This window comes from Paraburkholderia sp. GAS38, from assembly GCF_050434965.1.
Lineage (GTDB): Bacteria > Pseudomonadota > Gammaproteobacteria > Burkholderiales > Burkholderiaceae > Paraburkholderia > Paraburkholderia phenazinium_A.
Genome location: NZ_JBNDJO010000004.1, coordinates 77,830 through 102,929, shown reverse-complemented (window position 1 = coordinate 102,929; position 25,100 = coordinate 77,830). Strand labels below are relative to the sequence as shown.

Sequence of the window (25,100 nt, the reverse complement as noted above, 5' to 3'; positions counted from 1 at the left end):
ATGTGGCTGCATATTCTGAAAAAAGATCTGAGACTGCATTGGCCGTACCTCGTGGCGGTATTGGCCCTGAAGATCGCATCGGCCTCGATGATCGTGCAAATGGGGATGTTCGCCCAGCCACTGCAATTGCTGTTGCCACTTGGGCTCATCGAACTGGCGTGCTCCGGCGCGGCAGGGTTCGCTATCATTCTGGTCGTACAGAGCGACCCCGTTGTGTCGAACAATGACGACTGGCTGATCCGGCCGATCCGTCGAATCGACCTCGCGCTGGATAAAATTAGTTTCGCCGTCCTCGTGACCCTATTGCCGACCTTTGTTTTCAATCTTGGCGTCGGCCTTATGCACGGACTAGATGCGCTACCGGCGATCGGCGCGGCGGCCTATACGGGTCTTGTCACATTTATCGGTGTCGGTCTGCCCGCGTTAGCCATCGGCACGATCACGGCTAGCTGGCGCCAGGCCGCGGGAATCGTTTTCGCGATCTTTCTAACCTGGGCTGTCGGCCTCATCATCGCAGATGGTCAGATGGCCGATCTTGCTGGCTGGCCTGCCCAGCTAGCGCTCCAGATCATCTTTGTCATTGCAACTGCACTCGTCCTTACCCTCCAATACCGCCGCCGGAACACGGCAACGTCGCGTGGTGTCTTCGTCGTGGCGGCAATGTGTGCGTTCGCGGTGATATTCATGCCGAGAATAGCGGCTTACCCGTCCCAACGTATCAGTGCCGATGGCAAAGTGGCGGAGACCGACCCGATCCGCCTGTCGTTCGATGATAAGTCCAAGGTGGAAGTGATCGGCGAGGGCCCGCAGATCATGCCCCCCGTCATCTACGTTCCGCTTAAGGTGGCGGTCGACCCGGACCGTATCGTCACTGTCAATAACATCAACCTAAGTATCGATAGTGGTGACGGCAAGCCGTTATATCGCAGCACCATATCGCTTTTGTCGGGCCAGCCTCCTCACCAGGTCAGCAACGTCCTGGGTGATACCTTCGACGGTTCAAGCAATGGTCACAAATCGAACTATCAAGCGATCAACCTGCCGGCTGACGTGTTCGCTAAATTCAAGAACACGCCGAGACGGGTGTCTCTGACCTATCACCTGAGTTCCTATGCCCCGGCAGCAACCATTAAAGCCTCGCTGCCCTTGGGCGTCCCGCAGAAAATTGCCGGCTTCGGTGTATGCGAAGCACAGGTCAGTCCCGTCAATGACCAGGTCGTCGAACTCTATTGTTTCCCAGCCACGGATAGCTCAAACTGCATCGCAGCAACGGTGCTCGATCTCAACGGCGCTTCGATCGGCGCGCCGCAAACCAGATGTTCGACGACAGCTATGCAGTCGGGTCTCAATACGAAGGCTCTGACCGAACCCGGCCAATTCGTGGTGGCACTCCCTGCGGCGAACGGTGCCGGTATCCAGTCGCTTACCCTTACGACCTATAAGGTAGCGGGTCGCTTCACTCAAACCGTTGTCCTTCCCCAGGTGAGGCTTAAGGATTTGACGGCCCATGCCGGGGCGTGACGATAGATGGGATGTGTGGATCAATCCGCCGGAAAGCGAATGGTTTTCTTGTGAAGGGAGAAAGCCTTCTTCAGCCTCGCGGGATCGCCAGAAAAGCCTTTGCGGAGCACAGAGTCAGGTGGCATCCTCTGCCGCGAGCAATGACGAAACTCGGGCCTGGTAAAGAACTGGCGAACATAGATTGGGTCAGCGTAACGCCGATACAGGGCGTACTCCGTTTCGACGCCCGTATCTTCGAGAAATACAGTTGTTATCGTTATCAGATATCCGATCAGGAGTAGAAATATATGGTCTGTTCAGCCTGACGCGACATCTATGTGCGCGTTAAGGCACCCCCACGATAATTCAACTGGAGATGAACATGACTACACAAGCTACTCTTTCGGAAAAGGGCCGAGTCATCGCCTCGGCAAACCGGGTAAAGGAGGCTTTGGAGCAAACGGACCGGCGGAAGTACGATGACGAACGTGTCGCGGCCAGCACAGGTGGAGCGGTTTACCTGATCATGAATGGCCTGCTTCAGTGGATTCCCAATCCGCCCACGTATGAAAATCTGTTCGTTTCGTGGGACGGTGTCGTCGTTAGCGATTATCTCGTCGATAACGTTCCTCCTGGTCCCGCACTGACTTCGGGGGCTGTACTGTCCAAGGGGGATTCGTCAGCACCCGTGTATCTGGTTACCAACAATCATAAGCAATGGATCCCGGACGAGGCTGCATTCAATAAATTTGCATTCAACTCGGCGAAAATCGCCATAGTGCCCCAAGTCGTCATTGACTATGTGCCCGCTGGGCCGAACGTCGGCTAAACGACGCACGGGCATGGGTAGTCAACGTTCAATTGCGCGAGGCGGCCGGCGCACGATGCACCGGCCGGAGCAGTCATTGGGCGGATCGGGTTCCACGTCCGCAACGGGGAGGACTGTTGACGGAGGCGGACTCAAGCAGGCTCGCGGCAGCTTCCCGCATCGGTGAACTCATACTCCCGACGCGAACCGGACCCTCGCGTCAATCGAGCGACGCACTGACCCGCCAGACGAGGTGCAACCGGAGAAATTCGACGCCCTGTGCGTCCGGTCGGCTATCATGCCTATCCTCTCCGAAGTAGCTCCTTATGATTTCCGTCCGAAATGTCACACTGCGCCGCGGCGTCAATGTCGTACTCGACAGCGCATCCGTCACCTTTACCCCCGGCGAAAAGATCGGCCTTGTCGGCCGCAATGGCGCTGGTAAGTCATCCTTTTTCGGCCTTCTCAACGGCACGCTGCACGAAGACGGCGGCGAGTTTTCGATACCCGCCGCATGGAAGATGGGCCAGGTCGCACAGGAGATGCCGGAGACCGAGCAGAGTGCGACCGACTTCGTCATCGAAGGTGATACCGTCATGCTGGCCGCGCAGGCAGAAGTCGCCGCCGCTGAGGCCAGCGACGACGGCATGCGCATGGCGCACGCCTACATGGCCCTGCACGACGCCGGTGCACACGATGCCCCCGCACGTGCCCAGGCGCTGATCCTGGGCCTTGGCTTCAGCGCTGCGCAGCTCAGCCAGCCGGTCAACAGTTTCTCCGGCGGCTGGCGCATGCGGCTGCAACTGGCGCGCGCGCTCATGTGCCCGTCCGACTTGCTGTTGCTCGACGAGCCGACCAATCACCTCGACCTCGACGCGCTGGTCTGGCTGGAAGCGTGGCTCAAGCGCTATCAGGGAACCATGGTAGTGATCAGCCACGATCGCGAATTCCTCGACGCGGTGACCCAGGTGACGGTGCACGTCGACAACGCCAAGCTGGTGCGTTACGGCGGCAACTACAGCAAGTTCGAAGAGATGCGCGCCGAGCAACTGGTGCTGCAGCAGGCCGCGATGGTCAGGCAGGCGGACAAGATCGCCCACCTGCAGAAATTCATCGACCGTTTCAAGGCCAAGGCCTCGAAGGCGAAGCAGGCGCAGAGCCGGGTCAAGGCGCTCGAACGCATGGAGAAGATCGCACCGGTGCTTGCCGACGCAGAGTTCACCTTCGAGTTCAAGGAGCCGCTCAACGTCCCGAACCCGCTGTTGTCGATGCTGGACGCGAGCTTCGGCTACCCGGCGCCGGCCGGCGCACCGCCGGGCACGCCGCCGACGGTCATCGTGCGGGGCATCAACCGATCCGTGCTGGCCGGGCAGCGCATCGGCATTCTCGGCGCCAACGGCCAAGGCAAGTCCACTCTGGTGAAGACGGTGGCGCACGAGCTGGCGCCGATTGCCGGTGAAATCAGCGAAGGCAAGGGTCTGAACATCGGCTACTTCGCACAGCAGGAACTCGACGTGCTGCGTCCTCTCGACACGCCGATGGAACACATGATCCGCCTTGCCAAGGACACGCCGGCACACATGCGTGCCCCGGGCCAGAGTGGCACCGACCAATCGCTTCGCACCTTTCTCGGCACTTTCAATTTCAGTGGCGACATGGTCCATCAGGCGGTCGGCACGATGAGCGGCGGCGAAAAGGCGCGGCTCGTGTTGTGCATGATCGTGTGGCAGCGCCCCAACTTGCTGCTGCTCGACGAGCCGACCAACCACCTCGACCTGGCCACACGCGAAGCGCTAGGCATGGCACTCAACGAATTCGAAGGCACAGTGATGCTGGTCAGTCACGACAGGTCTCTGCTGCGCGCGGTATGTGACGAGTTCTGGCTCGTTACCAAGGGTGGCGTCGAGCCCTTCGACGGCGATCTGGACGATTACCAGCAGTTCCTGCGCGACGAAGCCCGTCGCATGCGCGAGCAGGCTGCGGGGGAGCAGAAGGTCGTCGCCTGAGTTGACCCCCAAGGCAGTTCCAGTCTGGAAGCTGTCATCGCGCTCGCATCGCGCGTTGCGTTCGCACGTGCGCATCCAGCGCGACCTGACACGCTCGCCAGCACCGAAACGGTGCGCCTGTACCGTTGCGCCGAACGCGATATATCGATAGCAGGATGTGTTGGTTCATTAGCCAATCCGTCGTTGCTACGATCAAGCTCTCCGGCCGGTCTCCCGGGCAAGGACCGATCCCTTCCGACATCTCCGTGTCGCAGGTTTCCTGCGCGTGGAGACGGCCGCATGCAACTCCCCTGAAAACACCTGCACTGCTGGCGAAAGGAAGCGAATTACATGGCTGGGCTGAATCGACGCGAGTTTCTGATTTCATCGGGCGCTGCATTGGCTGCGGCAGGCATGCCGACCCTGGCGCGGGCCCAGGGCGAGAGCGCCGCACCGAAGCGGGGCGGTACGCTCAACGTGCTGATCAACCCCGAGCCGCCTGTGCTGGTGTCGATCTTTCAGACCACCGGACCTGCGCTGGCGGCCAGTTCGAAAGTGCTGGAAGGCCTGCTGGCATACGATTTCGATCTGCGTCCGCAACCTCAGCTCGCCACCGCCTGGACGGTCAGCCCGGACGGCCTGAAATACACCTTCACGCTGCGGCAAAACGTGAAGTGGCACGACGGTCAGCCGTTTTCTTCGGAGGACGTCGCGTTTTCGATCGACCTCCTGAAGTCCGTGCATCCGCGCGGACGCAGCACGTTCGCCAACGTGACACGCGTCTCCACGCCCGACGCGCGCACCGCCGTCATCGAATTGTCGAAACCGGCGCCGTACCTGCTCAAGGCGCTGTCCGCCGGAGAATCGCCGATCGTGCCGAAGCATCTGTATGCCTCGGGCGATCCGCTCAGCAATCCTCACAACAACGCGCCGATCGGCACCGGCCCATATCGCTTCAAGTCGTGGACGCGCGGCGCCAATATCGTCTACGAGCGCAATCCCGACTACTGGGCGCCGGGCAAGCCGTACATCGACACGCTGATCTTCAAGGTGATTCCGGATGCGGCCGCGCGTTCGGCGGCCTTCGAAACGGGCGCGCTGGATCTGGGCGGCGAGAACCCGGTGCCGCTCACCGACTTGCCGCGCCTGACGCAACTGCCGCAGCTTGCGGTCGAAACGCGCGGTTACCGCTTTCTCGAGCCGCTCTCCGAGGTCGACTTCAATCTCGACCATCCGATCCTCAAGGACCTGCGGGTGCGCCAGGCCATTGCCCACGCGATCAATCCGCAGGTCGTGCAGCGCACGATCGCTTACGGTTACGCCGACCTTTCGCCGACCCCGATCACGCCGGCCTCGCCGTATCACGATGCCAAACTCGCGCCGTACGCGTTCGATATCGAAACCGCGGAGAAACTGCTCGACGCCGCGGGCTATCCGCGCAAGGGCGGCGGCGTACGCTTCAGCCTGACTCACGACTACCTGCCGTATGGCGACCTGTACCAGCGCCAGGCGGACTATGTGAAATCGGCCTTGTCCAAGGTCGGCATCGACGTCACGGTGCGCTCGCAGGACTTGCCCGCGTTTCTCAAGCGCGTCTACGCGGACCGTCAGTTCGACTTCACCAGTATCGGCGTGAACACGCTGTTCGATCCGAGCGTGGGCGTGCAGCGTCTCTACTGGTCCAGGAATATCCGCCCCGGCGTGCCGTTTTCGAATGCGCCGCATTACAGCAATCCGGAAGTGGACCGTCTGCTCGAAGCCGCCTCGGTGGAAACCGACGAGAGCAAACGCGTCGTGCTGTATCAGCAGTTCCAGCAAATCGTCTATCGCGACCTGCCGATTCTGAATCTGGTCGCGCCGCGCATGGTTACACTCGCCAACCGTCGCGTGCACAACCATACGGTGAGCGCCCAGGGCCTCGAAGGCAATCTGGCCGACGTGTACCTGAGCGCCTGACCGGGAGCCGCCATGAGCCGACGTTTGCGTTTCAGCACGATTGCGCGGCGCACAGCGTGGCAGGCATTGCCGACGGTGGCCGGCATCGTCGTCCTGAACTTCTTCCTGCTCAAGCTGATGCCGGGCGACGCGGCCGACGTGATCGCCGGCGAGTCCGGTTCCGCGACCGTGGAAACCATGCAGGTGCTGCGTGCGAGGTTCGGTCTCGATCAGCCGGTCCTGCATCAGTTGTGGTCGTACCTGTCGCATCTCGCGCACTTTAGCCTCGGTTATTCGCCGCGTTACGACATGCCGGTGATGCAGCTGATCCTGTCGCGCTTGCCGAATACGCTGCTGCTGATGGGCGTGGCGTTGTCGCTGGCGCTGGTGGTGGGTGTCACGTTGGGCGCGGTGATGGCGCATTGGGCCGGCAAGTGGCCCGACCGCGTGCTCTCGGTGCTGGCGCTGCTGCTCTATTCGACGCCGGGTTTCTGGATCGGCCTGCTGGCGATCGTGCTGTTTTCGGTGCGGCTCGGCTGGCTGCCGAGTGGCGGCAATCTGACCATCGGCGTGCAACTGCATGGCTTCGCGTACTTCGTGGACGCGCTCAAGCATGTCCTGCTGCCGGCTGCCACGCTCGCGACGTTCTTCGTCGCCATCTATGCCCGCCTCACGCGCGCCGCAATGCTCGAAGTGCAGCGGCAGGATTTCGTTCGTACGGCGCAGGCGAAGGGGCTGCATCCGTGGCGCGTGACCGTGCGTCATGTGTTGCGCAATGCGCTGATGCCGCTCACCACGATCGTCGGGATGCACTTCGGCACGCTGCTGGGCGGCGCGGCCGTCACGGAGACGGTGTTTAGCTGGCCCGGCCTCGGCCGGCTCGCGCTGGATGCCGTGATGGCGCGCGATTTCAGCGTGCTGCTGGGCGTGCTGTTGCTGTCCTCGCTGCTGGTGATCGTCGCGAACGTGGTGGTGGATCTGTTGCAGGTGTGGCTCGATCCGCGTGTTGCCTGACGCTGGCCGCCGCTTTGTTTTGTTCAAGAGGCATTGAATGGCTTCCGAATCTCCCAACCTGATTTCCACCCCGGATGATGGGCCCGCAGCGACCTCGTCATGGCGCAGTCAGTTGGGCGGGGCCTTGTTCGGTCAACGTGGCGCGTCCTCGAGCGTGGCCGGCGCCGGAGTGGGACGCGGCGTCTGGCGTGCGCTGCTGCGCAATCCGTCCGCGCTGGCGGGGCTGGTGCTGCTCGCCGCCTTCATCGTGCTGGCGCTGTTGGCGAACCGCCTGTTTCCCGGCGATCCGCTCGACATGGTCGCCGCGCCGTTCGAATGGCCGGGTGCGGACCCGCAATACTGGCTCGGCACCGATTCGCTCGGCCGCGATGTGGCGGCGGGCATTGCCCACGGCACGCGTGTGTCGCTGCTGATCGGCGCTTCGTCCGCGGCAATCGGGCTGGTGATCGGCACGCTGGTGGGGGCGGTGGGCGGCTTTTTCGGCGGTGTCGTCGACGATCTGCTGGTGCGCGTGACCGAACTGTTCCAGACGGTGCCGTCGTTTCTGCTGGTCATCGTGATCGTGGCAATTGGCAGGCCGAGCGTGACGACCATCGCGCTCGCCATTGGCGTGGCCTCGTGGCCGACCGTCGCGCGGATCGTGCGCGCCGAATTTCGCACGCTGCGTCACGCGGATTTTGTGCTCGCGGCACGCAGCCAGGGCTTCAGCAATGCGCGGATCATCTTCGGCGAGATTCTGCCCAATGCACTGCCGCCCGTGATTGTGACGGCCTCGGTGATGGTGGCGAGCGCGATCCTGATCGAGTCGTCCCTGTCGTTTCTCGGCATGGGCGATCCCAACGCGGTGAGCTGGGGCAGCATGATCGGCGCGGGGCGCGACGCGTTACGCACGGCGTGGTATCTGACCGCGATCCCTGGTGTGGCGATCGTCCTCGCGGTACTTGCACTGAACCTGCTGGGCGAAGGACTGAACGACGCATTGAATCCGCGCTTGCGGCAACGGACCTAAGGGCGCGACGTGGCCAATCTGCTGGAAGTACGCGACCTGCGCGTGAGTTTTGGTGCCCATGAGGCGGTGCGCGGCGTGAGCTTCGAGATCGCAGCGGGCGAGACGCTGGCGCTCGTCGGCGAATCGGGCTGCGGCAAATCGGCGACGGCGCTCTCGCTGATGCGGCTGGTGCCGCCACCGGGACGTGTCTCGGGCAGCTTGCGCTTCGACGGCCGGGAGTTACTCGATCTGCCGCCGCGTGAAGTGCGGGCCATCCGCGGGCGGCAGATCTCGATGATCTTCCAGGAGCCGATGACGTCGCTCAATCCTGTGCTGTCGATTGGCGCGCAGATCGTCGAGACGCTGCGGCAACACGAACCGCTGTCGAAGCGGGACGCGTGGAAGCGTGCGATTGAACTGCTCGACCTCGTGCAGGTTCCGGAGCCGCAACGTCGGGCCTTCGATTATCCGCACGAACTGTCCGGCGGCCAGCGTCAGCGGGTGATGATTGCGATGGCGGTGGCATGCCGGCCGCGTCTGCTGATTGCGGATGAACCGACCACGGCGCTCGACGTAACGATCCAGGCGCATATTCTCGAGCTGCTCGATTCGTTGCGGCGCGAATTGTCGATGGCGTTGCTGCTGATTACTCACGACCTGGGCGTCGTCGCGGAGCATGCGGATCGCGTCGCCGTGATGCTGGCAGGCGAGAAGGTCGAGGAAGCACCGGTATCGAAGCTCTTCACGCAACCGCAGCATCCGTACACGCGCGGTCTGCTCGGCGCTTCGCTGAATCTCGCGGACGATCTGCATTACCGCGGCTGGAAGTTGCCCGAAATCCGTCATGGTGTCAGCGACGACGGCAAACCGACCTTCGCCGTCGTACCGCGCGCGGCACGCACCGGACAATACGTGGCCGACTCCGCACCGGGTTTCTCCGCGCTCGGCGATCCCCCACCTTTGCTGGCGCTGCACGATTTGCGCATCGACTATCCGCAGCGGCATAGCAAGTCGGTGTTACGTGCTGTCGACGGCGTCTCGTTGCAGATTGCGCGCGGCGAAACGGTGGGGCTGGTGGGCGAATCCGGTTGCGGCAAATCGACCCTCTCGAAGGCCATCCTGCGCCTCGTGCCGGCTGCCGGCGGCGAGATCCGCTTGCGCGGCACGGACCTGGTGCCGTTGCGCGAACGCGAACTACGGCCGCTGCGGCGCCATGTGCAAATGGTGTTCCAGGACCCGTATGCGTCGCTCAATCCTCGCCGGACCGTGGCGGAGATTCTAGACACCGTGCTGGTGGTGAACGGCGAGGGCGACCGGAACCTGCGTCGTCAGCGCGTGGCAGCGATCCTCGATCGGGTCGGCTTGCCGAGTTCGGCGCTAGGCCGGTTTCCGCACGAGTTTTCCGGCGGGCAACGGCAGCGCATCGGCATCGCACGCGCGCTCGTGCTCGAACCGGATCTGTTGATCTGCGATGAACCGGTGTCGGCACTCGACGTGTCGATCCAGGCGCAGATTCTCAACCTGCTGGTCGAACTGAAGCGCGATCTGGGGCTCGCGTATCTGTTCATCTCGCACGATCTATCCGTGGTGCGCTATATCGCGGACCGCGTGCACGTGATGCAGAACGGCCGCATCGTCGAGAGCGGGCATCATCGCGAGATCTGGCGTCATCCGCAGCATCCTTATACGCGCACGCTGCTCGATGCGATTCCCGGCAAGGATGCGACGCATGAAAGCCTCGACGCGTCGCGGATTTTTACTACCTCGCTTACCGCGTAACCACACGCAACGCAGCTTGCTTCGGGCCGCTGTTGTGGCGGCAGATTCGTTAGGTCTCCATTCATGTACCACGCGCAATGTGTGGTGCCGATTTCACTCGCCGGTTACCCAGGGACGCCGCACCTTATAGCGCAAAACGCGCTTCGTGCCGCTCCCTGCTATGCATATAAGAATTATGTGGTTCCCGCATTTTGTCTTTTGATTAATATGTGAAGCAGTATCGGTCGCTGCGCTGCTGCGTGGGCCGCATCGGTAAGACGCGTGGCTCGCGCAACGCGCTTGATAGGTATCGGGCGCAGACGATCAAAGGAAACATCATCATGGCTGAAACGTTGGGACGCGCACCTGCATCGACTGACTGGTCGGAGGCGGAGCCTGCCGCTGCGAACCGGCAGCAAGCAGTTGCTTCGCGGGCAGATGGCTTGCGGCGCTTGACCGGCGAGCGGGCGCTGCAAGTCATTTCGTGGGCGATGCCGCTGGCGGTCTTCGCGATCTGGGAGGCGCTGGCACGTTGGGGCGCCTTGTCGCCGCAAGTGTTGCCGGCGCCGACCAAGGTCGCGCAAACCGCATTCGAACTGGTGAAGCACGGCCAGTTGCTGCCTGATCTCGCCATCAGCCTGTTGCGCGCCGCAACCGGCTTCGTGATTGGCGGGACGCTGGGTTTTGCGCTCGGCACGGCGGTGGGTTTCTCGCGACTCGCCGAGGCGTTTCTCGACCGCAATATCCAGATGTTACGCGCCGTGCCGTTTCTCGCGGTGTTGCCGCTGGTGATTGTCTGGTTCGGTGTTGGCGAGGTCGGCAAGATTTTTCTGGTCTCGCTGGGCGTGATGTTTCCGATCTATATCAACACGGTGTCCGGCATCCGCCAGGTGGACCCGAAACTGATCGAGCTCGGTCGCGTCACCGGCCTGAGTACTTCGAAGCTGATTCGCCGGATTGTGTTGCCGGGCGCGTTGCCTTCGGTGCTGGCCGGCGTGCGCTATGCGCTGACGACGGCATGGCTCGCGCTGGTCGTTGCCGAAACGATCGCGACCACGAGCGGCATCGGCTTTCTGGCGATGGACGCCCGCGAATTCCTGCGGACCGATGTGATCGTGATGACGATTGTGATCTACGCGCTGATCGGCGTGCTCGCCGATACGATTGCGCGCGCGCTCGAACGCAAGCTGCTTGCGTGGCACAGCAACTACGCACGCGGAGCGAAGGCATGAGCGCGGTCGAAGCGTTCGCACAGGGGGAGCGCGAGGCCGCTGTCGTGGTGCGCAACCTGCGGCGCAACTATGGGCCGCGTACGGTCATCGACCGTCTCAACCTGCGGATCGACCGCGGCGAGTTCGTCGCGCTGCTGGGTGAAAGCGGTTGCGGCAAGACGACGCTGCTACGTTCTCTGTGCGGGCTCGATGCGATCGACGGCGGCACCATCGACGGTCCGCGGCTGCCGGCCGTGGTGTTTCAGGAGCCGCGTCTGTTGCCGTGGGAAACGCTTTGGCGCAATGTCTCGCTGGGTCTGCCGGACGCCGGCGCCAAGGCGCGTGCGGCGAGTGCGCTGGGCGAAGTCGGTCTCGCCGATCGTCTCGACGACTGGCCGCGCAACCTGTCCGGCGGCCAGGCGCAACGCGTGGCGCTCGCTCGCGCGTTGGTGCAGGAACCGCGACTTCTGTTGCTCGATGAGCCGTTCGCCGCGCTCGACGCGTTGACCCGCATCAAGATGCATCGCCTGATCAAATTGCTGGTGGAACGTCATCAACCGGGTGTACTGCTGGTGACGCACGATGTCGACGAGGCGATTGCGCTGGCCGATCGCGCGTTGATCATGCGCGACGGCGCGATTGCCGCCGAATACCGCATCTCTCGCGAAGCGAACGCGCAGCGCGCTCATCCCGCTGCGACTGCCTTGCGCGAAGTGCTGCTGACCGAGCTGGGGGCGGGCGCCGAGTCCGACGCATAACGCTGCGGAGGTCCGCATGCACGGCCTTTTCGAAACACTTCTCTTTACTGTATCCATTCATGCCCAAGTTTTTTGAACCGTCGATGTCACGGGTATCCCGGCGTCGCTTCCTGCAAACCACGCTGGCAGCCGCGACGCTCGCCACCGGGCTCGGCGCCTGCGCGCGTCGCAGCACCGATACCGTGCGCCTCGGTTGGGGCCTGGGAGGTTTGCCGCAGCTCGCCAAAGAGCGCGGCGAATTTGCGAAGCTGCTGGCGAAGGACAATATCAAGGTGGAATGGGTCGGCCCGTTCCCGAACCATGCGCCGTCGCTGCAGGCGGTCACTGGGAATAGCGCCGACTTCGGCTTCGGTGGCAGCACCACGCCTGCGCTGGCGGCGATGATCGCCGGTTCGCCGCTGGTATTCACGCAGTTTTGCGTGGTCGATCCGCGCACCACGGCGGTGATTGCCAAGGACGGTTCGGGCATCGATCGGGTCGAAGATCTGGTGGGTAAAACGGTGGCGGTAAACCGTTCGGGGCTCGGCGAATTCCTGCTGCTGGCCGCGCTGGAAAAACATCATGTCGATCGTCACGCGGTCAATATCGTCTACCTGAATCCGCCTGACGCGGCGCCGGCCTTCGGCCAGGGCAAGATCGACGCGTGGTCGATGTGGAGTCCCGGCGTCGACATTGCGCGCGATCAGTACAAGGCGCATAACGTGTTTCTCGAAGGGCGTGACCTCGACTTCCAGATCGACTTCAACTCCTATGTGACCCGACGTCAATTCGCCGAAGACAACGCCGCGCTGGTCAAGGCCGTCAACGCAGCGTATGCGGCCGAGGCGCAATGGGCCTCCGAACATCCGCAGGAAACCGAAGCAATCGCCCAGCAGAAGGGCGGCTACAGCATCGAGGTCCGCGACACGCTGGCGGCGATGAAACGCACGTACACGATGCACGGTGTCGATGACACCGCCTTCCTGAAGAGCTTCCAGACGGCAGCGGACTGGCTGTCGGCGCGCAACGTGCTGCCGCAGAAGATCACCGTCACGGATTATCTGGCGAAGACTTGAGGCGACAGCCGCCTCGGAAATTTTCCACTCCCTTGCGCTCACCCAGTACAGGACTCGCAGTCGATGAACCCACGATTTTCCCCGTTGCTCGCCATGGCTGCCGCGGCCGTCGCCGTGGTGGCGACGCTGGCGCTATCCGGCTGCGAGAAAAGCGCAGCGAACACTGAACAACAGGCCGCCTCGCATCCCGTCTCGGGCGGCTCGCTCACCTGGGGCGTCACGACCGAGCCAGTGTGTTTCGATCCGCATCGAGCCTCGCAACAGAACGCGTTTTTCCTGATTCGCAACTTCGTCGACTCGTTGATCGCGAAGAAAGCCGACGGCAACTATGGCCCGTGGCTCGCGAAGTCGTGGCAAGTCTCGGACGACGGCAAGCGCTACACCTTCACGCTGCGCGACGACGTCACCTTCACTGACGGCACGCCGTTCAACGCGCAGGCGGTCAAGGCGAACTTCGACTACATTATCAAGAACGCGAGTACCACGTCGGCTTCGGCCTCGCTGCTGGTCCAGTACGACCACACCGAGGTGGTCTCACCGATCGTGGTGACGATCGTGTTGAAACAACCGGACTCGACCACGCTCGAATCGCTCTCGAGCGTGAAGCTCGGCTTTCTCTCGCCACAGTCCCTGGCCTCGAACACCGACCTGTGCGCAGGCGGCCCGGGTCTGGTGGGCACCGGCCCGTTCGTGTTCCAGCGTTACCAGCGCGGCCAATCCGCGACCTTCGTGCGCAATCCGCACTACAACTGGGCACCGGGCTACGCGCAGCATCAGGGCGCGGCGTATCTCGATCAGGTGACCTATCGTTTCCTGCCTGAAGCGTCCGTGCGCACAGGGGCGCTGAGTTCCGGCCAGGTCGACCTGATCGAAGGCGTCCAACCCACCGACATTACCGTATTCGACAAGGCGGAAGGCTTCCAGTATCTGACCGGGCCCTCCGCGGCTACATCGTTCACGCTGAACGTCAACTACACGGCCGCACCCGCCGACGACGTGCGCGTGCGGCGCGCGCTGCGCGACGGCTTCGATCTCGACGCGATCGTCAAGAGTGTTTATCTGGGCACGGTGCAGCGCGCGTGGTCGGACATCGGTCCGGACAACGCGGACTACAACGCGAGCCTGAAGGGCACCTGGGGCAATCGCGTCGCCGAAGCCAACAAGCTGCTCGACGAAGCGGGCTGGACCCAGCGCGATGCGGACGGTTTTCGCACCCGTAACGGCAAGCGTCTGTCCATCGAAGTGGGCTATCCGCAGCCCTATGTGCGCGACAGCCGCGACGTGCTGATTCGCGCCATGCAGTCGGAACTGCGCCAGAACATCGGGCTCGATCTGCGGCTGCACATCAATACGGCGGGTGACTTCGCCAACGAAAAGGCCACCGGTATCTGGAGCATCTATCCGAACACCGACAACCCGTCGGACGTTGCGATGGAACTGTGGGACATGCTCGGCGACAAGGGCTTCCTCTACAACGCGATCCCGAACCCGGACCGCACCATCGTCACGGAGATCAATCAGGCGCGCCTGTTGCCGGTCGGCCCGCAGCGCCGCGCGTTGCTCGCGAAGATCCAGCAACGCGCGGTGGATCAGGCGTTCATCGTGCCGCTGTTCGCGCCGGCGTATCACCTCGCGGCGAAGAGTACGGTGCATGGCATCGGCTTCGAGCCTGAACTCGACTCGCCGACCAGTTCGTACGACCTGTGGATCGCGCATACGGCCGGCTAAGGCTGGCACGCGAATGCGCTTAACGGAGAGGCCATGCTGAAGAGAATCGTCGTGCGCTTGCTCACGAGCCTGCTGGTGTTATGGCTTGCCGCCAGTGCCACGTTTGCCGCGATCCACGCGTTGCCGGGCCGTATCGAAGACGTGCTGGCCGGCGACCTGTCGTATCCGGGACTGCGCGAAGCGATCAGCGCGCAGTGGGGACTCAACCGCAGCCTCGGCTGGCAGTACGGTCACTTTCTGGTGCGCCTGCTGCACGGCGACCTGGGGACGTCGTATGTGATGCAGCAACCCGTCACGGAGGTCCTGGGCAGCCAGGTGTGGCCGACTGTCCAGCTTGCGGTGGCGGCCGGCGCGCTGGCTTTCGCGGTGGCGATCGCGGTGGCGACGCTGACCGCCGGCCGGGGGGCGTGGCGCATCCGTATCGCCTCGGTGCTGGAACTCGCTTTCACGTCGACGCCGGTGTTCTGGCTAGGAATGTTGTTGCTGATCCTGCTCTCGTTCCAGTGGCGGCTCTTTCCGGTGTCGGGCGCGGCGGGCTGGCGTTCGCTCGTATTGCCGGCGGTCACGCTCGCGCTGCCGACGGCCGGCGTGCTGTCGCAAGTGATGCGCGAGGCGCTCGAACAGGCGCTCGACCAGCCGTTCGTCACGACCGTCCGCGCGCGTGGGCTGGGCGAATTCGCGCTGCGCGTGCGGCATGTCTTGCGGCACGCGTTGCTGCCGGTCGTGACGCTCGGCGGCTGGCTGATCGGCAGCCTGCTCGGCGGTGCCGTCATCACCGAGAAAATGTTCGGGCGGCCCGGCATCGGCACGGTGACGTTAAACGCGGTGATGTCGCAGGATCTGCCGGTGGTGCTGGCGGTCGTGCTGCTGGCCGCTTTCATCCACGTGGCGATTTCGACGCTGCTCGATGTCGCCTACCTGTTTATCGACCCAAGGCTGAATACCCGATGAGTGCATCCCAATCCGCCCAGCACGAACGGGTGCTGGGCCGCGATACGCAAGCGGGCGCGACGGTGCAGGCCGCTCGCCGCCGGCGCATATTCTGGCCGCCTGGCGTGATTACCGCAGTGGTGTTTCTCGGGCTGCTGGCGTTTGCGCTCGTGCTGCCGCAGTGGGTCACGCACTACGATCCGCTTGTGAGCGTGGTCACGCAGAGTCTCCAACCGCCTGATGCGGCACACTGGTTCGGCACCGATCGCATCGGCCGCGATGTGTTTGCACGAGTGATCTACGGCGCGCGTTATTCGCTGCTGATTGGGCTCGCCAGCATGATCGTGAGTCTGGCAATCGGCCTCGTCTTCGGGATTGCGGCCGGGCTCGGCAACCGCTGGGTCGACGAGCCGGCTTCGCGTGCGTTCGACGTGCTGTCCGCGTTTCCGTCCATTCTGCTGTCGCTGTTCGTGGTGACCTTCCTCGGGCAAGGGATCGTCAATATTGCCATTGCTGTGGGCATTGCCGGCATTCCGAAGTTCGGACGCGTGGTCCGCAGCCGCACGCAACAGGTGCGGCGCGCCGATTATGTGACGCATGCCGTGACGTATGGATTCAGCCGGCGGCGGGTGTTTTTCAGGCATCTGCTGCCGAACGTGTTGAGCGCGGTGCCAGTGATTGCGACCATCGATATCGGCGCGGCCATCATCGCGGTATCGGGCCTGAGCTTTCTCGGCCTCGGTCCGCAGCCGCCGACACCGGAGTGGGGTGTCATGCTGGCGGAAAGCCGCGACGTGCTGCGCGTCGCCTGGTGGCCGAGCGTGTTTCCGGGGCTCGCGATCACAATGACGGTGATCGCATTCTCGGTCCTCGGGAAATTTCTGCAACGTAACTTCGAAGGACGGGCGCGATGACGGCGGCTGCCTTGATCGACATTGCGGGTCTGAGTATTGGCTTTCGCCATGCCAACGGCGGCGCGCCGCTCGTGCGAGACCTGGACCTGACCATTCACGCGGGCGAATGCGTTGCGCTGGTCGGCGAGTCGGGTTCGGGCAAGAGCCTGACCGCGCGCAGCCTTCTCGGGTTGGCGGGCCACGACGCGCTCGTGCACGCGGCACGCTTTCGCATCGACGGCCGCGATGCCTTGACGTTCGGCGAGCGCGACTGGCGAGCCTTGCGCGGCACGTTTGCAGGGCTCGTGATGCAGGATGCGCTGGTGTCGCTCGACCCGTTGCGGACGATCGGCGCGGAAGTCGGCGAGGTACTGGCGCATCACCGCTTGCTGCGCACGCGCAAGGCGATCGCCGCGCGGGTGCAGCAGGTGATGGCGGACGTCGGCATCCCCGAGCCGGCGCAGCGAGCGCGGCAGCATGCGCACGAGCTGTCCGGTGGTTTGCGGCAGCGCGCGTTGATTGCAGCGGCAGTGGCGGGTCAGCCTGCGTTGATCGTTGCGGATGAGCCCACCACGGCGCTCGATGTCACCGTCCAGGTGCAGGTGCTGGCCGTGCTCAAGGAGCGCTTGAAGCAGGGCGTCGGCGTGCTGCTGATCAGTCATGACCTGTCGGTGGTGGCGGGAATCGCCGATCGCGTGCTGGTGATGCATGACGGAGTTGTGGTCGACGCGGGTACTCATGACGAAGTGCTGACGCACCCGCGTCATCCGTATACGAAGCAACTGCTGGCCGCGCGGCCGTCTGCGAGTTCGAAAGGGTATCGGCTCGGCTCGGCGCGCTTTGTCGGGAGTACGGATGAAGCGCCGGCGTCCGGGACTGAGCAGACCGCGACGACGACCGCTGGCGCGGTCTCTATCCTGCGTGAGCCGCTGCCTGTTCGTCATCGCGACACGAGCCGAACGGTGCTGGAGGTGCAGGGCATCGGCAAGCGTTATCGCCGCCCCGGTGCGGATTCCAAAGAACGTTTTACCGCGCTCGAAGACGTATCGTTCACGGTCGGTGCAGGCGAGGTGGTCGGGATCGTCGGCGAGTCCGGTTCCGGCAAGAGTACGTGCGCGAGCATCGTGCTGGGTCTGCTGGAACCCGATGCGGGTGAAGTGCGCCTGCTTGGCGCGAAGTGGAACGGCCACGCGATACGCGAGCGCGATCGCACGGCACTGCGAACCCGCTTGCAATACATCCCGCAGGATCCGCTCAGCGCATTCGATCCACGCTACACCGTACGGCGCCTGCTTGAGGAGAGCCTGTTCGCGCAGGGCTTGTCGAAGCCGCAGACGACAGCACGCGCCGTGGCGTTGCTCGAGCGGGTCGGCCTTTCGGCGGCGTTTCTGGACCGGCGTCCACCGTCGCTATCGGGTGGGCAGCGTCAGCGGATCGCGATTGCCCGGGCGCTCGCACCGGAACCGGCACTGATCGTGTGCGACGAACCAGTGTCGGCACTCGACGTGTACGTCCAGGCGCAAGTGCTCGACCTGCTCGGCGAATTGCAGGCCAAGCTCGGCACCGCGCTGCTCTTTATCTCGCACGATCTGGATGTGGTTCAGCACATCAGCGACCGGGTGCTGGTGTTCAAGGAAGGACGACTGATCGAACAGGGCGAACCGGAGCAGGTGTTTGGCAGTCCGGTTCATCCGTATACGCGCTTGCTCGTGTCTGCGGTGCGTGGCAGCGGGGTGGCGGCTACCGCGCTTGCGGAGGCGGACGCGGTGTTCTGAGTCCGCGCGCCGCTAAATGTTATGCATGGGCGGGATGCTGGACGGTCTGGCTCAGGTAGTCGCCATCGCGCTGTTATTCGGTATCGTCACCGCCGGAGATCACGTGCACGGCGACCCGGCCCGCGCTGAAACGGCCACGATGGGCTGAGCGCCGGTCCTTGCGGCAAATGGATCCCGTTCTCCTAAACCCGCTGTGGCAGCGCCTTGGCAAAAAACTCGGTCGCGCAGCGCACGCGGGCCGGTACAAAGCGACGTTTAGGCCAGATGAGGCTGACGTCTCTCACCTCGCTGATGAATTCGTCGAGGACCGTGATCACGTCCGGATGCTGGAGTTCATCGGCAAGAGAGACCTTGGCAAACAGGCCGATGCCAACCCCAGCCAGCACGCCCGCGCGGATAGTTTCGACACTGTTGGACGAGAGATTGCCGTGCACGGACACGCTGAACGGACCGTCCGGCCCGACGAACGGCCAGTTCACCGACTCCACCAGGCCGCCATATAAGAGGCAATTGTGATCGACGAGCTCGGCGGGCGTCTTCGGTATGCCGTATTGCTCGAAGTAGCGGCGCGATCCGACGCATACGAGAGGCGTGCTGGCCACGCGCCTGACGATCGCGTCAGGTTCGTCGACAGGGCCCACGCGGATCGCCAGATCGATCCGGTCGTCCACCATATCCCGCACGAAGTCAGAAAGAACAAGGTCCACCTGAAGACCGGGATTGAGCGACAACAGCTCGGGTATGAGCGGAAGAATGTGCAGGCGCCCGAAAGTCGAGGCGACGGCGATCCTGATCAGACCGGAGGCATTCTGCGTGCTGCTGGTCAGCTCGCTGTCGGCATCGTCCATCTCCTCGACCAGCGGCTTCGTCCGGTCATAGTACCGCTGGCCCTGGTCGGTCAGCGTCACGCTGCGCGTGCTGCGGTTGAAGAGCATCACGCCGAGGCGCCTTTCCAGTGCACCAACGGCCTTGCTGACGGCGGACTGTGTGTCGCCGGTTCGACGCGCCGCGGCGGAAAAACCACCCGCTTCAACGACGGCGATGAAGGCATTCAACTCATGAAACCGGTCCATTGCAATCCTCACGAGGGGCGGCTGTTTGATCCATTCTTTTCTAGCATAGATCTTATGGGCAATTCGCGGATTATCAACGCCGGCGACCGCAATTACCATGAACCTGTCATTCACGAACAGGCAGCAGGTCACAATGTCCACTCTCGCAGGCAAGATTGCCGTCATTAGCGGCGCAACAAGCGGTATCGGTTTGGCGGTCGCCCAGCGCTTCGTCGCTGAAGGTGCTCACGTGTTTATCTTCGGCCGCCGGGAAGCGCAGCTTGATGAGGCCGCCGGACTGATCGGACGCAACGTCACAGCGATTCAGGCTGACGCCGCGAACCTGGATGACCTCGACCGTGTCGCTGCGGTGGTGAGGGAAGAAAAGGGCGCCGTCGACATCGTCGTGTCGAACGCGGGCTTTACGGAGCAGGCTTCCATCGACACCCTCACGCCCGAGCATTTCGACAAGGCGTTCAACCTCATGGCTCGCGGCCCCGTCTTTCTCGTGCAGAAGTTGCTGCCGCTGATGACAGGGAGCGGTTCGATTGTGCTGGTGTCGTCGGCCATGCACGTCATGGGCATTCCTGGCCACACCGCCTACGCGGCGACCAAGGCGGCGTTGCGTTCCTATGCCCGCACCTGGGCCGCGGAGTTCAAGGATCGCGGCATTCGCGTCAACATGCTGAGCCCCGGCGTTACCGACACGCCGATTCTCGACTCGCAGTCGGCGACCCGCGAGGATCTGGTGAACATGTACCAGAGCATGGTCCCGCTTGGCCGGCTCGCGCAGGCCGAGGAGATCGCCAGCGCGGCGCTTTTCCTCGCGTCAGACCAGAGTTCGTACGTGACGGGTGCGGACCTGATGGCCGATGGCGGTATCGGTCAGGTTTGAGACCCGAGGGCCGATGCGAAACCCTTTGGAATGCTTAGTGCTGTAGCCACACATCCGCAAAACTCGCATCCATACCGTCCGGTATTAATGCCGCAGACCTGCCTCGCGCAGCAACGGCAGAACCCGTTGGCCAAAGAATTCGAGGTCCGGCTGAAAGTCGAAGAAACTGAGCTGAACTCCGTCGACGCCTGCCTGGTGCAGGCGGACGATGTATTCGGCAATCTGTTCCGGCGAGCCCACGATGGTAATGTTGCCGCCCACGGCGCGAGCCGCCGCCTGGGTGCGTTGGGCGCTGCCACCGCGCCAGGCATGAGCGTCGCTGTCGAAGCGGTGGAAGCTGCCTTCATCGCCGTGTGCGACGATGGCGTCGTGATAGGCATGTGCCTCGGCGGCGGTTTCGCGGCAGATCACCATGGGGTTGATGAGCGTGCGGATCGCGCGTCCTTTGGCGGCAGCCTCGGCCTTCACGCGCGCCGTGTGGGCAGGCAACGCCTGTAGCGCCGCTTCGATCTCGGAGCCGTTCGGGCTGGTGATGAAGACAATGTCCGAGTAACGCGCGGCGAAATCGATGCCCGCGTCCGAACCCGTTGCGTTGACAAGCAACGGGCGTCCAAAGCGCGGCTTGGGCGTCACGAAGGCGCCGTTCAGACTCCAGTTCGACAACGCCGGCGCAAACGTAAAGTTGTCGGGCTGTGCCCATAGTTGCTGAACGGCGTCGAGAAACTCGGCGGCCAGTTCATAGCGTTTGTCGTGTTCGATGCGTTGCCAGCCGAACATCTCATGTTCGACCGCGCGATGGCCGGTCACGACATTGATCCCCCACCGTCCCTGCGAGATGTGATCGAGCGTAGCGGTGAATTTCGCAAAATGAAGCGGATGCCATGGACCATAGAGGACGTGACTGGTCGCCACCAGAATGATCCGTTTCGTGAGCGCGGTCATCGCCGCCAGCGACATGAACGAATCCAGTGCTTCTCCATTGAATACGCCGCCATAGCCGCCTTTGGGCAGCCATTGCGACAGCGCAAACACCAGATCGAAGCCGAAGTGCTCGGCCCGCTGCACTAGCGCGGCGTTGTAGTCGAACGACCAGTCTGTGCTGCGCGGCAAGGTGGAGGCGCTCCAGCCGCCCGCCTGGATCGGCAGAAACAGGCCCAGCATCAGCGGTTGCGCGAGTACGCGCGACACGGGACTGTCGGCGAAGCCGGCAGGCGAGGGCACCGGGACAAAACGCGCAGGCGAAGCGTCTGTGGAAACCGGGACAGTTATCGAAGGATCAAGCGTTTGCTCAACGGGCGTCGAATGGGTCACAGTAGGTATCCATAGCGGCTCGCGGCATAACCGGAGTGCGGCGCGGCGAAATGACGGGAGAGCTTAATAGTTAAGCACGCAATAACCATCAACTCCAAAGAACGAATTCTGCTATTCAATTGAGCCGCATTTCTACGTGGCACCGCGCTGCTATAGCGTCGAAAATGGCGGATACGCACCGGCTCAGGAAGGCACGTACCTCGCCCGCCCGATTACATATGCAATCCTGAATTTAATCGTTCAAATGAGCGTGCAACGCTTGCTATCGTGCAGCGTCCGGCAGATATCGTAGAGCGCGCCACGTTGGTTCGCGCTCTCTTTCGTAAGGAGCCAGCATGCCGCATCGCCACCCGTTTCATTCCGGCCGTCGCACGGCGTTGCTCGGCCTCGCCGGCAGCGCCGCAGGCGTGGCGTTCGGGCCGTTCGCCTCGCTCGCCCACGCCGCTGCAGAAACAACGGCCATCGCACCGCGCCGCGGCGGCCGCTTGACCTTGCTGGTGAATCCCGAACCGAACGTGCTGATCAACTTCGCGACCACGGCCGGCGCGGAGCAAAAGGCGAGTCCCAAGGTAACCGAGGGGCTACTGAGCTACGATTTCAACGTGCGGCCGCAGCCGCAACTGGCCACCGCGTGGACGATCAGCGCCGACGGCTTGCAGTACACCTTCAAACTGCGCCAAGGGGTGCGCTGGCATGATGGCGAGCCGTTCACCTCGAAGGACGTTGCGACGTCGATTGGTCTGCTCAAGCAATACCATTCGCGCGGCCGTTCTACGTTCGCCAACGTCGTCGAAGTCCGCACGCCCGATCCGCACACCGCGCTGCTGCAACTATCCAGGCCTGCGCCGTATCTGATCTACGCGCTCGCAGCGTCCGAGTCCCCCATCGTCCCGGCGCATCTCTACGACAGCGGCGATCCGCTCAACAACCCGCATAACATCGCGCCGATCGGCACCGGGCCGTTCCGCTTCAAGAGCTGGGAGCGCGGCAGCCACGTCGTACTCGTGCGTAACCCCGACTACTGGGATGCCCCCAAGCCCTATATCGACGAACTGGTCCTGCGCTTTATCGGCGATCCGGCGGCCCGTGCCGTGGCGCTGGAAACCGGCGAACTCGACCTGGCCGGCGAAAACCCGGTGCCGCTGCTCGACATCCAGCGGTTGCAGGCGCTGCCGCATCTGGCGCTGGAATCGCGCGGCTATAGTTACGATGCCGCTCAGACCCAGTTGCAGTTCAACCTCGACAACCGCTATCTCGCCAACCCGAAGGTGCGTCAGGCGATCGCCCATACGATCGACCGCGAGGCGATCCTGCGGGCCGTCTGGTACGGCTATGGAATTGTCGCGCCTTCGCCGATCAGTCCATTGCTGACGCAGTTCTACGATCCGCATGCGCCCACCTGGCCGCACGATCCCGCCAAGGCGAACCAACTGCTCGACGAGGCCGGACTGCCGCGCCAGTCGAACGGTTATCGCTTCGCGCTGAACGTCGACTACAACCCGTACGATCCGACCTTCGCGCGGCTGGCCGACTATCTGCGGCAGACGCTGCGCGGCGTAGGCATCGAGGCGACGGTGCGTTCGCAGGACTTCGGGGCCTACGTCAAGCGTATCTACACCGACCGCGATTTCGATCTGGACGCGAACTTCCTCGGCAATACCTTCGATCCCACTGTCGGCGTACAGCGCCTGTATTGGTCGAAGAACTTCAGGAAAGGCGTGCCGTTCTCGAACGCGACGCACTACAGCAATCCGGAAGTCGACCGCTTGCTCGAAGCCGCTGCCGTGGAGAACGACCCGCGCACCCGCGTGGCGTATTTCAGGCGGTTCCAGCAGGTGGTCGGGCAAGACCTGCCGATCGTCGATCTGGTGACGCTCAAGCAGGTGACGATCTATAACCGGCGCGTGCACAACCATACCGTCACGGCGGATGGTCTGGACGGCAATCTCGCCGACGTGTTTGTGGCCTAAGCCTCAGAAAGCGGCACGATAAAGTGCTCGCCATTTCTTATCAATGGAAAGCGGAATTCAGACATGACGCAAGCAGTGAACCCCGATCACGACGCCCTCAACACGCTGAAGCTGCTGGGTCCGGCGCCTGATAACTGGGTGCCGGATCGCGAGGGTGTCGATCACAATGTCCTGATTGTCGGCGCTGGCCAGACGGGCGCGGCATTTGCGTTCGCGCTGCGGCGCGCGGGAATCGGACGTGTCAGCGTGATCGACGCGGCGCAGGACGAATCGAAAGCCGGCGTGTGGCTCACGCGGGCGCGCATGAACAAGCTGCGTACTCCGAAGTCTTTGGTTGGCCCCGAGACCGGTTTGCCGGGATTGAGTTTTCAGGCATGGTACGAGGCGCGTTTCGGCAGTGATTCCTACGCAACCATCGACCGGATTCCGCGCACGCGCTGGGCCGAATATCTGGCGTGGTTCCGGCACTTTCTCGACATCGCTATCCGTTACGACACACGTCTCACGCGCATCGAGCCTGTGGATGGACTGTTTCGCGTGCTCCTGGAGGTGAGCGACGGCAAGAAGGTTCGGCAGGTCGTCGAAACCGCCCGCAAGGTGATTCTGGCCAACGGCGTTGCCGGCAATGGCGGTGCGTACGTGCCCGCCGTGTTGAAGCACTTGCCGGCGGCGTTTCATGCGCATACGTCCAGCGAGATCGATTTTGCCGCGCTGCGTGGGAAGTCCGTAGCCGTACTCGGCGGCGCGGCGTCCGCGTTCGACGCTGCCGCAACCGCGCTCGAGGCCGGCGCAGGCGACGTGCATCTGTTCGTGCGGCGCGCCACGCTGCCGTCTGTGCCCATCACGCGAACCCGTGCTTATCCCGGCGCCTACGACAACTATTTTCAGTTGCCCGATGCGATCCGTTGGGCTCAGGCACGGCGCTTCCGGCGTTCCGGTTCTACGCCGCCGGTCGATGCCGTCGAGCGTGCCACGAACTTCGCCAATTTCCATCTGCATCTCGGCGCGCAGTGGAGCGAGGCGCGCATTGCTAACGGCGCGATTGAGGCAAGCGTGGCAGGGGAACGGCTCACCTTCGACTTTGCCATTGCCGGGACCGGTTACTTCATCGATCCCGCGGCGCGGCCGGAGCTAGCCGATTTCGCCTCGCATATCCGCTTGTGGCGAGACCAATATGTGCCGCCCGTGGATGAGACCGACGACTATCTCGGGGCGCATCCCTATCTGGGCGCCGCGCTCGAATATCTGGAGAAAAGCGCGGGCGACGCACCTTACCTGCGCGATATCCACGTCTACAACCCGGCGGGTTTTGTCAGTTTCGGCTTACCGGTCGGCGACGTTCCGAGCATGCGGCGCGATATTCCGGCGGTCGTGCAGCGCATCAGCCGCGACCTCTTTCTGGCGGATCTCGATGCTCACGTCACGCGGATGAACGGCGACGTGCCGGCGGATTTCGACGCGGCACTGTATGCGAACCGTCTGTGGCAGGGCGATCGGGCAGATGTGACGTGACGGTCAATGATGCCGGCGGAGG

At 63.2% G+C, this 25,100-nt stretch carries 19 protein-coding genes; 17 read left to right on the top strand and 2 right to left on the bottom strand.

Annotated elements, in window-relative coordinates; genetic code table 11:
* The 14 genes from P3T42_RS10885 to nikE all read left to right on the top strand — a co-directional run bounded on the left by P3T42_RS10885 (nucleotide 1) and on the right by nikE (nucleotide 18,338).
* A complete protein-coding gene (locus P3T42_RS10885) occupies nucleotides 1-1,521 on the top strand; it encodes a hypothetical protein (protein WP_429306033.1) in 1,521 nt (506 codons plus the stop codon).
* A 361-nt stretch (nucleotides 1,522-1,882) separates the two neighbouring features.
* Entirely contained in the window at nucleotides 1,883-2,329 is a 447-nt protein-coding gene (locus P3T42_RS10880; RefSeq protein WP_429306032.1) for a hypothetical protein, read from the top strand.
* A 305-nt stretch (nucleotides 2,330-2,634) separates the two neighbouring features.
* Complete coding sequence (locus P3T42_RS10875; protein ID WP_429306031.1) at nucleotides 2,635-4,314, top strand: ABC-F family ATP-binding cassette domain-containing protein; 1,680 nt, start codon at nucleotides 2,635-2,637, stop codon at nucleotides 4,312-4,314.
* 330 nt (nucleotides 4,315-4,644) lie between these two features.
* A complete protein-coding gene (locus P3T42_RS10870; protein ID WP_429306030.1) occupies nucleotides 4,645-6,249 on the top strand; it encodes an ABC transporter substrate-binding protein in 1,605 nt (534 codons plus the stop codon).
* Nucleotides 6,250-6,261: 12 nt separating this feature from the next.
* Nucleotides 6,262-7,242, top strand: coding sequence for an ABC transporter permease (locus P3T42_RS10865; protein ID WP_074295322.1), 981 nt, complete (start codon nucleotides 6,262-6,264; stop codon nucleotides 7,240-7,242).
* 37 nt (nucleotides 7,243-7,279) lie between these two features.
* Nucleotides 7,280-8,251 (top strand): ABC transporter permease, encoded by a 972-nt coding sequence (locus P3T42_RS10860; RefSeq protein ID WP_429306029.1) that lies wholly within the window; start codon nucleotides 7,280-7,282, stop codon nucleotides 8,249-8,251.
* A 9-nt stretch (nucleotides 8,252-8,260) separates the two neighbouring features.
* Nucleotides 8,261-10,009, top strand: coding sequence for an ABC transporter ATP-binding protein (locus tag P3T42_RS10855; protein ID WP_429306028.1), 1,749 nt, complete (start codon nucleotides 8,261-8,263; stop codon nucleotides 10,007-10,009).
* Between the two features lie 320 nt (nucleotides 10,010-10,329).
* Nucleotides 10,330-11,220, top strand: a complete 891-nt coding sequence (locus P3T42_RS10850; RefSeq protein WP_429306027.1) for an ABC transporter permease subunit — start codon at nucleotides 10,330-10,332, stop codon at nucleotides 11,218-11,220.
* Complete coding sequence (locus P3T42_RS10845; protein ID WP_429306026.1) at nucleotides 11,217-11,957, top strand: ABC transporter ATP-binding protein; 741 nt, start codon at nucleotides 11,217-11,219, stop codon at nucleotides 11,955-11,957. The genes P3T42_RS10850 and P3T42_RS10845 overlap by 4 nt, the downstream gene beginning before the upstream one ends.
* Nucleotides 11,958-12,040: 83 nt before the next feature.
* A complete protein-coding gene (locus tag P3T42_RS10840) occupies nucleotides 12,041-13,012 on the top strand; it encodes an NrtA/SsuA/CpmA family ABC transporter substrate-binding protein (RefSeq protein ID WP_429306025.1) in 972 nt (323 codons plus the stop codon).
* Nucleotides 13,013-13,075: 63 nt separating this feature from the next.
* Nucleotides 13,076-14,740, top strand: coding sequence for an ABC transporter substrate-binding protein (locus tag P3T42_RS10835; RefSeq protein ID WP_429306024.1), 1,665 nt, complete (start codon nucleotides 13,076-13,078; stop codon nucleotides 14,738-14,740).
* Nucleotides 14,741-14,773: 33 nt separating this feature from the next.
* Nucleotides 14,774-15,691, top strand: coding sequence for an ABC transporter permease (locus tag P3T42_RS10830; RefSeq protein ID WP_429306023.1), 918 nt, complete (start codon nucleotides 14,774-14,776; stop codon nucleotides 15,689-15,691).
* A complete protein-coding gene (locus P3T42_RS10825; RefSeq protein WP_429306022.1) occupies nucleotides 15,688-16,584 on the top strand; it encodes an ABC transporter permease in 897 nt (298 codons plus the stop codon). Before P3T42_RS10830 ends, P3T42_RS10825 begins: the two co-directional genes overlap by 4 nt.
* Complete coding sequence (gene nikE, locus P3T42_RS10820; RefSeq protein WP_429306021.1) at nucleotides 16,581-18,338, top strand: nickel ABC transporter ATP-binding protein NikE; 1,758 nt, start codon at nucleotides 16,581-16,583, stop codon at nucleotides 18,336-18,338. The genes P3T42_RS10825 and nikE overlap by 4 nt, the downstream gene beginning before the upstream one ends.
* A gap of 182 nt (nucleotides 18,339-18,520) precedes the next feature.
* On the opposite strand, the gene P3T42_RS10815 is transcribed toward nikE, so the two are convergent.
* Complete coding sequence (locus P3T42_RS10815; RefSeq protein WP_074295329.1) at nucleotides 18,521-19,411, bottom strand: LysR family transcriptional regulator; 891 nt, start codon at nucleotides 19,409-19,411, stop codon at nucleotides 18,521-18,523.
* A gap of 133 nt (nucleotides 19,412-19,544) precedes the next feature.
* On the opposite strand from P3T42_RS10815, the gene P3T42_RS10810 reads away from it, so the two are divergent.
* Nucleotides 19,545-20,285 (top strand): SDR family NAD(P)-dependent oxidoreductase, encoded by a 741-nt coding sequence (locus tag P3T42_RS10810; RefSeq protein WP_429306020.1) that lies wholly within the window; start codon nucleotides 19,545-19,547, stop codon nucleotides 20,283-20,285.
* 84 nt (nucleotides 20,286-20,369) lie between these two features.
* Here the strand turns inward: P3T42_RS10810 and P3T42_RS10805 are convergent, their stop codons facing one another.
* The gene (locus P3T42_RS10805) at nucleotides 20,370-21,554 is read right to left on the bottom strand and encodes an LLM class flavin-dependent oxidoreductase (RefSeq protein ID WP_074297290.1); all 1,185 of its coding nucleotides are present in this window, start codon (nucleotides 21,552-21,554) and stop codon (nucleotides 20,370-20,372) included.
* 377 nt (nucleotides 21,555-21,931) lie between these two features.
* Between P3T42_RS10805 and P3T42_RS10800 the strand changes: the two genes are divergently transcribed.
* Both P3T42_RS10800 and P3T42_RS10795 read left to right on the top strand, forming a co-directional pair.
* The gene (locus tag P3T42_RS10800; protein WP_429306019.1) at nucleotides 21,932-23,566 is read left to right on the top strand and encodes an ABC transporter substrate-binding protein; all 1,635 of its coding nucleotides are present in this window, start codon (nucleotides 21,932-21,934) and stop codon (nucleotides 23,564-23,566) included.
* Between the two features lie 63 nt (nucleotides 23,567-23,629).
* A complete protein-coding gene (locus P3T42_RS10795; protein ID WP_429306018.1) occupies nucleotides 23,630-25,078 on the top strand; it encodes a SidA/IucD/PvdA family monooxygenase in 1,449 nt (482 codons plus the stop codon).
* Nucleotides 25,079-25,100: the final 22 nt, after the last annotated feature.